General features: G+C 54.3%; 7 protein-coding genes and 1 pseudogene. 5 read left to right on the forward strand and 3 right to left on the reverse strand.

What is annotated here, in order from left to right:
• The first annotated feature begins 312 nt into the window (after positions 1-312).
• Positions 313-998: pseudogene (locus tag ACP99_RS19110) on the forward strand (SOS response-associated peptidase).
• A gap of 18 nt (positions 999-1,016) precedes the next feature.
• Here ACP99_RS19110 and ACP99_RS08905 read toward each other — a convergent pair.
• Positions 1,017-2,045 carry a Cdc6/Cdc18 family protein gene (locus ACP99_RS08905; RefSeq protein WP_049986269.1) on the reverse strand — a complete coding sequence of 343 codons (1,029 nt, stop codon included), beginning with the start codon at positions 2,043-2,045 and terminating at the stop codon, positions 1,017-1,019.
• Positions 2,046-2,269: 224 nt separating this feature from the next.
• Here ACP99_RS08905 and ACP99_RS20490 point away from each other — a divergent pair, with 224 nt between their 5' ends.
• From ACP99_RS20490 to ACP99_RS08920, 4 genes are all read left to right on the forward strand, one after another.
• On the forward strand, positions 2,270-3,103 hold the full coding sequence (locus tag ACP99_RS20490; RefSeq protein ID WP_197052406.1) for a TIR domain-containing protein: 834 nt from the start codon (positions 2,270-2,272) through the stop codon (positions 3,101-3,103).
• 212 nt (positions 3,104-3,315) lie between these two features.
• A complete protein-coding gene (locus ACP99_RS08915) occupies positions 3,316-4,095 on the forward strand; it encodes a RipA family octameric membrane protein (protein ID WP_049986271.1) in 780 nt (259 codons plus the stop codon).
• A gap of 11 nt (positions 4,096-4,106) precedes the next feature.
• Positions 4,107-4,328 (forward strand): hypothetical protein, encoded by a 222-nt coding sequence (locus tag ACP99_RS19115; RefSeq protein ID WP_081927321.1) that lies wholly within the window; start codon positions 4,107-4,109, stop codon positions 4,326-4,328.
• A gap of 81 nt (positions 4,329-4,409) precedes the next feature.
• Positions 4,410-8,216: a helicase-related protein gene (locus ACP99_RS08920; protein ID WP_049986272.1), complete on the forward strand. Its 3,807-nt coding sequence runs from the start codon at positions 4,410-4,412 to the stop codon at positions 8,214-8,216.
• Between the two features lie 8 nt (positions 8,217-8,224).
• Here the strand turns inward: ACP99_RS08920 and ACP99_RS20495 are convergent, their stop codons facing one another.
• Both ACP99_RS20495 and ACP99_RS20500 read right to left on the reverse strand, forming a co-directional pair.
• Positions 8,225-9,280 carry a hypothetical protein gene (locus ACP99_RS20495; RefSeq protein ID WP_197052407.1) on the reverse strand — a complete coding sequence of 352 codons (1,056 nt, stop codon included), beginning with the start codon at positions 9,278-9,280 and terminating at the stop codon, positions 8,225-8,227.
• Positions 9,253-10,571: BREX-1 system adenine-specific DNA-methyltransferase PglX (locus tag ACP99_RS20500; RefSeq protein WP_231554256.1), on the reverse strand; the 1,319-nt coding region annotated here is incomplete at its 5' end. The genes ACP99_RS20495 and ACP99_RS20500, both read right to left, overlap by 28 nt.

A 10,571-nucleotide genomic window follows, 5' to 3' on the forward strand; every position in this document is an offset into this window, starting at 1 on the left:
TTTTTGAAACGTGAGAGGTCATCGCCGGCATACAGTAGTAGATCTGGTGTTGGTTCTACAGTTTCGAGAATGGTGTAGAGATCGTCAATAGGTTGTGAGCGCCAGTCAGATACGGCGAGAATATGGGTCATTTTGTTTGTGCGTAGTTAGTGTAGCCTCTTCTAACGTTTGTTTAGGTGTACCGTTTGTCATTAGGGGATTCTCCGCCCCGTTGTCGTTAACCAACAACTCAGGCTCATCGGGACAATCTGTTGGTTAAAAGTGGATTCCTGTGCGATTACGTTGAAGATGCTTCCCACCGAACTCCTCAGTATGTGTGGCCGGAACTCGCTCTTCATCGACCAAGCAGACCTCGAGTCCCGCTTCGATGCCGAGGTCGTCGCGGACGGCGGGTACACACCCCGATACAACATCGCACCTAGTGACGACCTCCACATCGTCACGAACGAGGCTTCCGACGAGATCGACGCCTACCACTGCGGACTGATTCCGTTCTGGGCGGACGAACCCGAGGAGGGCATGATCAACGCTCGCTCCGAGACTGCGACGAGAAACGCGTCTTCGAGCGGGCGTGGGAATCACGTCCCTGCCTTGTCCCCTCGTCAGGGTTCTACGAGTGGAAATCGCCGAACGGCGGGTCGAAGCAGCCCTACCGGATTTACAGGGAGGACGACCCCGCATTCGCGATGGCCGGGCTCTGGGACGTCTGGGAAGGCGACGACGAGAGGATCTCGTGCGTCACGATTCTCACGACGGAGCCGAACGACCTGATGAACTCAATCCACGACCGGATGCCGGTCGTCCTCCCGCAGGACGCGGAATCTGACTGGCTCGCCGCAGACCCGGACACCCGCAAGGAACTGTGCCAGCCGTATCCGAAGGACGATCTGGACGCCTACGGGATTTCGACGCGAGTCAACAACCCCGGCAACGACGATCCCCAAGTCATCGAGCCGCTAGACCACGAGCAATCGGGCCTCGACGAGTTCAGTTCCTGATAGCTGACGGGGTTACGGTCACTGCATCGGCGACGCCGCCGCTGAATCGACGAGCGAGTACTCCCGATCCCGACTCGTACCCTCCGCCTCGAGGAGGTTGTACTGCTCCATCTTCGAGAGGTACGTGCGGATTGTCCGTTTCGTCCGTGGGTCTTCGACGTCCTCGGTATAGCGCTCGTGGATCTCGCTTGGCCCGACCGGGCCGTGCTCGCGAACGATGTCGTAGACGACGCGCTGGTGCGGCGTGAGTGAATCGAGGCTCTTCTGCTTGATTTGGGCCCGAGCATCCTCGGCGGCGTCCAGGAGAATGTCGTCGGTGATGCGCTCGTGGTTCTCGCGATCGGCCTTGCCGGCGGCCGTTCGAAGGATGCCGATTGCGAGGCGTGCGTCGCCGGCGGCCGCGTCGGCGACCCGGTAGAGCTGGTCGTCGGTGATGACGTCCTCGTCGAGCCCCCACTTCGCCCGCGAACTCAGAATGTCGTACAGCTGCTCGTCGTGGTACTTGTCCATCCGGACGTGTTCGCTGGAGCGCAGCCGGCTCACGAGCCGGTCGTCGACGCGGCTGAATAGCTCCTCTTCCTTGTTCGCGATGCAGATGATCGCGAACTGCGGGAGGCTGTGGAGGTCGTAGATGACGCTGGGGTCCTCCAATTGGTCGACCTCGTCAAGGATGACGACGGTTCGCGGGCCGTCGTGTTGTTGGAGGCGGTCGACAAGTTCGTCGTGCGGCGTCGACTGTCGGTGGATGTCGATGGTCGCGCCGAGGTCGTCGAGGATCTGGTAGAGCGTGCGGAACCGGGTGTAGTTGCGCCAGCAGTTGACGTAGGTCGTCTCGACGTCGAGGACCTCTTCCCGGAGTCGTTCCGTGACGAATTTCGAGATGCAGGTCTTGCCGGCGCCGCTGGGTCCAGTGACGATGGCCGTGTCGGCGGGTTCCCCGTTCGTGATGGGCTCGAGAACGCTGGAGAGATGGTTGACTTCGGCGTCGCGATGCTCAACTTCTCGAGGGACGAACCCGGCGCGTAGAACGCGAGCATCGCGGATCATTGTGTTAGTGAGTGACTGGTTCTGCGTCAGACCATAAATACGTGACCGGGTTGTTTCCGGAAAGCAAATCTCACCAATTGGCCATCGGTTGAATACCGGGTCTCTTTGTGGTGATTCGGGAGGAATCTGTCGTGGTGGCTTTTCGGAAGTTCACGGAAACACGAACCTTCCTGAATAACAAATATCCCCTTGGGTTTAAATATCCAAATTGCGATGTATCGCGTGTGACACCAAACGAAAACGACCCTGTCACCAACGTGCCGACTGTCGAGGTTCAAAGCCCCACCGGAAGCCTTGACGTGAATGCCCTTATCAAATCAAACGGGGAAGACGATCCGTTCGCCGGCCTATTCGAGGATACTACTGGAGGCTCCGATACGACATCCGTTCCAACCACAAACCAACAAAACACCGATGTCGTCGATCTCGGAAAAGACCTCCTCGCCGGATACGCCGACTGGAAAGGTGGACAAGTTGATCATGATCCACACGATGATCCACTTCGTTACCTTTGGCACGACGCCCCTGAACTCATTATCGCTGCCGCCGTGGTAGGCTATTTCACATACAAGGGCGCTCAAGGACTTGGTGACCTAGTTTCATCTGGTTCAACAACAGATGAAACCGGCACGTCGACGCAGCCGCGTCTCCCTCTGGAAGATCGGCCGTATCGGGTGTTTGTGAGTCACTCGTGGAAGTACTCCGAGCAGCGTGAACGCATTGAGGAGTTCCTCGATGATGAAAATCGGCTGGACTGGCAGAACTTCAGTGTCCCAGAGGACGATCCGATGGAGTTTGAAGATAAGAATGATCTTCGTCAGCAGCTCTACCAGCAGGTTGGGCAGGCAAATGTGGTCGTCGTCGTCGCTGGGATGTACGTCTCGCACAGCGAGTGGATCGAGGAGGAGATTGAGATGGCAGACCATTTCGAGAAACCTATTATCGGTGTGCGACCGAACGGGAACGAGCGACTTCCAGCTGTGGTAAAGGAGGAAGCCGATGAGATTGTCGGTTGGCGGCAGAAGTCTATCGTAAACGCCATCGCGAAGCATGCATGATCTACCCTCGGACGAGTATGGCCCAAGACAGAGGGATGGCAGTACACGATCTTCACCCAGACGGCCAGAGCGTGATAAGACGCTCATCAATCAGTACAGGCACTACGCAGAAAGCGTAATGGCGACCGAACAGCGTTTGGATCTGAACTGTTTCTACGGTTCCCTATTCTTAGAATGGCGCAAAGCATCATTCGCCGACACCTTAGCGGAATATGTCTGAATCAACTGACGAGACCTCTGGCGAGAGAGAGCCGAATAATGCAAATCTTGGCGAAAATACCAAGGACAAAGACACGCCTGAAACAGAGCCGGAACACCCCGAAGAGGTTACTGGGGGAGATCCGGCCGAATCGGCCGAGCCCAATGCCGTAGAGAATGGGCCGTTAACGAATCTGAACGACGAAGAGACGGATCGCTTGATGGATCAATACATCCACTATGGAGAGGTGGCAATCGAGACTGCGAATCAGCGGGTCCAGATGAACCAATTTTTCGGCTTGATTTTGACGTCGATACTAGCCGGACTCTTCGCTCTCGCCCGAGGAAATTTGACGACTACGAGTGCTGCAATCGTTCTATTCGCCTCTGGATTTGGAAGTCTGATCTGTTACTTTTGGTATCAGAGTTTACAGTCGTATCGCCGGCTGAACAAGGCCCGATATGCTATTCTCAACCAAATCGAGTCTGCCCTTCCTGTCCGAATGTATCTTGATGAATGGCGATACCTCAAGCGGGAAAAGCCCGATCCGGAAATCGTTGAGCCCCGACCTGATGACGACCCAGATCACCGCTCGCATACGATTGTCGAACAGTGGTTTGTCCGTCTCCTTGCCGCTGGATATCTTACTGTCGGAGGATACGCTGGCGGGTTCATTCTAACTCCTTTGCTCACGAATGCAGGCTATTCTCTGCCGTCTCTGACGGCAGTCGGGCTAATAACCGGTGCGACCGTTATGGCTGGTTCGATAGGGCTATTCTGGATTCGGAGCTGATGACACCTACTATGAAACGATTCGATATTGGGGACACGGTCCGAATCGATATCCCGGACGTGACAGATCCAGATCACGAGCGTCTCCATGGACGTCGAGGAACAATCGTTGAGATCCTCTCAGACGATGCAGGAACTGTGACTGGTGATCAACGAGAAGGCTATCTTTTCCGGGTTGAAATCGCCGATGGTGACACCGTTGACGTCCGCTGGCGGGATCTTCGGCCAGTTTGATTGGCTATTGTCTGGTGCCACCTCTGTAGTCTAAGTTCACTAAACACTAAGTTAGCGTACTGAATACATCTCGGCATTACGATGCTCTCGCTTCCTCCGCTTGTCGATAACGCCAATAGAACACTAGAAGACGCTTACAAGCAGATTATTCCCCAGATCGAGGAAGGCCGTATCGCAACTGGCTACTTTTATCTCTCAGGATTCGACCTCTACCGGGAAGACCTTGAAAATCTGGCTGACCCCGAGGAACTCGGCCACACTCCACTTCGGATCTTGATGGGTCGTCAGACGAATAGGGGAACTGCTGACGAAATCGGTGAGGGGCAGAATCTCAAAGAGGAGCTCAAAAGAGAGGTGAGAGAAAGCATCTCGGAGCTGAATAACGCTCAGATCGGGCGGCTAGACCGGCTACGAGACTTTATCGCCGAAGGCGAGGTGAGCGTCCGTGTGCGAAATCCTGAAAACGGTTACTTCCACGCAAAGGGTGCATCATTTCGAGCACCACTCGAAAACGACGAAGATTGGGGACAAGACGAGGATGAAGACACCCGCCCATGCGCTACCGTTGTCGGCTCCTCGAACTTCACCAAGAGCGGCCACCAGAACAACATCGAATTGAACCTCACGAGTCAGGATCGACACAAGGCCGAAGCGTTCGAGGAGTGGTACGACAACCAGTGGGCCAACGCCGAGGAGTTCAGTGAGGAGATCATCCGAATCATCGAGAACAGCGAGGAGTACCAGGACTGGAAGGAACAGCAGGAGGACGAGTCCGACAAGGAGACGTCATCCGAGGAGCTGGGTACATATCTCGAACCGTTCGAGCTCTACAAGCTGCTCGCCTATGACGAACTGAGTGGGAACGTCAACATCCGTGACAGCCCACTGTACTACTTCCAGAAGCTCGGGTACGAGAGTGCAAAGGAAAAGCTCTCACAGTTCAACGGGTGCATCGTCTCCGACTCGGTCGGCCTGGGAAAATCATTTATTGGAGGTGAACTCCTCCACGACTACCGCCAACGTGGCGACCACTGTCTCCTCATTGTTCCGGCAAATCTGACTGATCAGTGGGAAGACCTACTCCAGAACGACACTGACAAAGACGGCAATCCGTACTTCGGGTTAGAGGTGGACGGCACGCACCTTGATGTGATGAGTATCAGTAAGTTCCAGAATCTTTCCTACGGCGAGGTGCAGGACCTCAAAGATGAGTTCGATGTCCTGCTTATCGACGAGGCTCACCGGTTCCGGAACTACGGGAAGTGGCGACCGAACCCAGACCACGATGACGACTACAAGGGGACGCGACGACACGCGAATCTCAGGCAACTCCGCGGAAAGACGATGATAATGCTGACCGCGACCCCGATCAATAACAGCGCTACCGACCTGAAGAACCTCATCAGCTTGTTCACCAGCCCGGAGGAACTTCGGAACAAGGCGTCACTCGACTTTGATGCGTTCGACGAATATATCGAGCTCTCGGAGACGCGAAAACGCATCGCAGCCGGGAAAGAGGAAGTCGGCGACGACGAACAGCAAGAAATCACCGAGCAGCTCCAGCGACACTCCTCTGAGATATCGAATATCCTTAACGAAGTGATGGTTCTCCGGACGCGCAAGCACGTCAAAGACCAGATACAGGACAGCGAAGACTTCGAGATGAGCTTCAAGCCGCCGAAACTCAACAAGCAACAGTACTCCCTGCCGGCGGCCTACCAGCCAATATATCGGATGCTTCCCGACGTGATGGACGCCCTCCACCTACCCCATATCACAGTCAAAAACCCGAAAGCAGGGAGCACGCTGAAAGCTCTCTACAAGCTGAACCTCCTCAAACGGCTCGAGTCCTCAACGTACGCGTTCGTCCAGTCGATCGAGACGCTACATCAGAGCGAACGCCAGCTTCTCGGCCTTCTTGGTGAACTTCCCGAGGACGAAGACATCGATATGCTCCGAACTGTTCGGGAAGGGGATGACTCTGAACTCGGTGACTTTGTCGAAGGAGCCGACGCTGCTGAAGATCTCGAACAAACACTCGAAGAATTCGGTTTCGATACCACCGCTATTCAATCGGAAGAAGGAGCTGATACCGAGGGAGATGAACTGGCAGACGCCACCATCGGCGAGGTGAAGACGTACATCAGGGAGGACCTCACCCTTCTCTCGTATTTCCTCTCGCAGTTCATCGGTGATGTCGCCCGTGATGCGGGTGATGTGAGCGATTATGCGGTTTCCACACGTCAATGGCTCGCTGACCACGACGCTGGTGTCCTCCCCGATATTCCTGAAGAAGAGATGAATCCGATTCTCTACCCGAATAGTGACCTGAGTGAAGTCGACCCTGCCACACGCGACTTTTACGAGGCCGTCTTTTCACTCCGCGAGTTCCGCGACCCGAAGATCGACCGACTTGCAGATGTCCTCACTAACCACGATCAGAAGGTGCTCATCTTCACGCAGTATCGGGCAACTGCAGACTACGTCTATCGAACCCTCTGTGACAACGAGGATTCACCACTCACAGAGGCGAACAGTGCCGTCGTCAAGGGTGGCGACGAGAATAAACAGGACATCATTCAACGCTTTGCTCCCGAGGCGTCAGGCTACCAGCAAACGCTCGCCGAGTCGGGGGACTCAGAGCTACAGTACGTAGTGGCCACTGACACGCTGAGTGAAGGGGTTAATCTCCAGGACGTTCATGTGGTGGTCAATTACGACCTGCCGTGGAACCCGATGCGGATTGTCCAGCGTGTCGGGCGAGTCGACCGGATTGGGAGTACCGCCGAGAAACACGTCCACAACTTCTACCCGGACGGCGACATCGAGGCGGCGATTAAGCTCCTGAAACGCCTGCAGGCAAAGATCAACGATATCGCGCTCATCGTCGGAAAGGAGAATAATATCCTCGATCCGAACGAAGACCAGATTCTCGAAAAGACAGGTGTAGACACGGAGAAGACAATCGGGGAATTACAGGTGGACGAGATTGAGGACTCTCTCCAGAAGTCCCGTGAAATTGACGACGTGAATGAACTCGACGACACGAGCAAGAATCCGCTCCTCCGCAATGCTGGGAGTAATGAACACGCTGCGTTCGAGCGGTACCTTCTGAAGCGAGAACTGAACGAGGATTATGACCTAACTGCGGAAGACTTCGAGTACGCTGAGGACTTCTTCGATGACCCGCCCGAAGAACGGGAATTCCTCTACACGAATGTAACTGACCACGATGCCGGTCCTCGTCCGGGCGTATTCGCTCTTGCCCACCTCTGGTTCGACGATGATGACCACGAGTCCCCGCTTGGTCGCGTCCGTCGTGCTTTCTACTACAAGCCCTTCGCCGACGAGGTCAAAGAGCGGCCCGTGAGCACGCTCAACATCGACCCATCAGTTGACGGTGAACCGATCCCCGGAAATCCAGCTACGGTGTTGTCGAACCGTGATGAGATTCAAGCAGTGCTTGACGAGCGTCTTGAGGTGATTCGAGAAGGCCAGGTTGAGGGGGCTTTCAAACAGGGAGAGGCTTTCTCGAAGGAACAGGAGACGATCCTCGATTTTATCAATCGCTACGTTCAGCCGAATTACGGCGATGAGCCGGCTCCTATCGAAGAGTTCGAGACGTTAGGAGAATGGGCTAACGACATCGCAGAGCGGTTGCAGGAGGTGAAAATGGCGAACACCGATGAAGACCGTATTCTACGCGAGATCTTCCGCCAGAACGAGCAGTACCACTCCTTCCCAGAGTGGCCGACCGTGGAGTTCCTCAGTCAGCTTGAGGAGTTTCTGGAAGAGAACGTCGAAACCTCCACTGAATACCAGACAAAACTGATAGGGGAGAGTGATGTGCAAGCGAAGCTCGTATGCTGGGGGGTTGTCGGACAGTGATGCGGGAACTACGGTAGCGGCCCCTTCTGTTCCAGCAGATCATATTTCTCCAAGACCAGATCGAAGTACATCTCATCCATCAACTTCGGATTCCCAACGCGATGGAAGTCGTCGAGAACAAACTTCACGTCACGACGTTCCAGGCCATATGCGTGGAATGCGGCCGCGTCGATTTCAGCCTGTAATTCTCTGCGTTCTTGATCTTCTGTCGCTGCCTCGATTCCACCGAGGCGCTCACGCATTTCTTTGAATTCTTCCCCGTAACAGTTCAACCGGGCAGCCCGTTCAGCAATATAGTGGAACCAGTCATCGCCGTCGGTGAGGCGTGGTAGCTGGGATTCCAATAGCTCGCGTTTGACTATGTGCGTCTCGACTTTGGTCCGCATCAGGAAATCGAACGCAACGCTGTTCAGCAGCCCAGTGGCCACGAAGAGTTCTTGATTTGTGAATCGCCGGACGTAGGGTGACCGAAGTGGGGACTCTGTGAGGTGTTCCTCTTCCGGCTCAATAGCGAACGGCTTGAACGTGTTAATGGTGTGGAGACAAATGACGTCCTTCGGAAGCACCGTCGCTATGATCGTCCGCTCGTCCCTAGAACGAGAAACGTCTCGAATGCCGATTCGGTATTCAGTACAATCGAGCAGAACATCCTCTTCTTCGAGTCCGTGACCACGGTGTTCTTCGAGTAGTTCATCTACGAATTGAACTTGAGACTTGCTCGTCTCTGAACCTCCAAAGGCGTCGTAAATCGCCCGTTTGAGATTACCCCTGTTGAACTTCTTCTCTCGGACGCGGTACTGAGCACTATTCGGTGGATCGTCCATTCCCCGACTCCAATACCGAGGGTTGTCCAAACTCTCAGTGTGAGTGTTATCGTGTTCGAACTGGTGGATGTTCGCTCCCCCATATACTGGATAATCAGCATCATCTGGGGAATCTTGCAATCGGTCTTTATCGGTAGACTCAACGAACTCCTTCGTCAACATATCCACTGACCATGCGTCTTCGATTTTCTCATCAAGAGATGGTTGGGTGACTACCTTGCTGAGAACGTCGGCTTCCACTTGCGAGGTGATCGAGGGGAAAATTCTACCTCGGGAGAATAATTGAGAAGCACTTGACGCGGGATTTCTGCGGCCACATCCTCGATATTGTAGACTACGTCCATGCTCCGTTGATTGAAAATGCCCCGGAGTCGACTGGTTTTTCCACCATACTCAAACGTCAGAATTGCAAATCGGTACTGCCGGTGTATCTGCTCAAAGATTCCCTTATTTTCGAATCCGATGAGATTCTCTATGTCTGTGTGGTCCAGTAGATGTGTCCGGAGGTCTTTCCCCATCACTCCCCCGAAGATCGTGCCGGGCAGGAGCAGACTCACCTTCACGCCGTCTCTAGAGAGTCTGAAGACCCGCTCTAGAAAAAGAGCCGAAAGTTCGTTCTTTGTCGGCATCGTCCGACCGCCCACCACCGGAGATTGGAGCTTATAGACATCTCCCTTTGTGAAGAAATCTGCCTGAGTTTCCATTGATTCCTTGTAGTCCTCCCAATCCCAGGCAACATCAGGATTCGAAAGGAGGTCTTCCATCACACCGTCCTTTTCCTCTGACGGATAGGTACGGAACTGCTCATCGTAGCGGATGAAGAAGTCGTCGCGATTCGCGTAGAGCATGTCCCACGGTGGATTCCCGATGAACACGTCGAATCCACCTTTCTCGAAGACGTCGGCGAACTCTAGCGGCCAGTGGAAGGGGGCCCACTCCCGAATTTCCTCGATCGTTATGTCGTCAAAGCCAGCGTCTTGGAATTCTCGCCGAAGGATTTCGTCAAATTTGTCCCGGTGTTCCTCTATTCTGTCTTCTGCCTCTTTTCGCCATTCCTGGGCTTCAACACTGGTCTCTGCTTTTTTGTGCTTCTTGATGGCCTCTTTCACGTCCTCAAAACGGGTTTTCACCTCCCAAGAATCGAGATCGCTGTCTCCATCTTCGTTACTCTCGATGTCCGTATCGAGCTGGCCGATTAGACTGTTCCCCTGCCGTACGTTGAAATCAATATTGGGGAGCGGCTCCACCTCGCTCGGCTCATCCTCGATATCAGCAACCATCGACAACCAGAGCCTGAGCTTACAAATCTCAACAGCCCCTTCGTCAATATCGACTCCGTACAAGTTGTTGATGATGGTCGTTCGCTTTGCGTACAGTGATGGGCTGCCTTTTCCTGACTCGATTTCCTCTATCTCTTCTCGTGTTCTAGATTCTAACTCCCAGCCTTGTCCTTCAGCTTCGAGCCGTTGGAAATACTCAATGCATTGCATCAACTGAGCGTGTCGCTGTTGGCCGTTTTCGACTTGTTCTG

Source organism: Halobellus rufus (assembly GCF_000739575.1).
GTDB lineage: Archaea > Halobacteriota > Halobacteria > Halobacteriales > Haloferacaceae > Haloquadratum > Haloquadratum rufum.

Coding starts and splice junctions, on each gene's coding strand:
- ACP99_RS08905 (WP_049986269.1), bottom strand. CDS start 2,045: ATGATCCGCGATGCTCGCGTTCTACGCGCCGGGTTCGTCCCTCGAGAA.
- ACP99_RS08915 (WP_049986271.1), top strand. CDS start 3,316: ATGTCTGAATCAACTGACGAGACCTCTGGCGAGAGAGAGCCGAATAAT.
- ACP99_RS19115 (WP_081927321.1), top strand. CDS start 4,107: ATGAAACGATTCGATATTGGGGACACGGTCCGAATCGATATCCCGGAC.
- ACP99_RS08920 (WP_049986272.1), top strand. CDS start 4,410: ATGCTCTCGCTTCCTCCGCTTGTCGATAACGCCAATAGAACACTAGAA.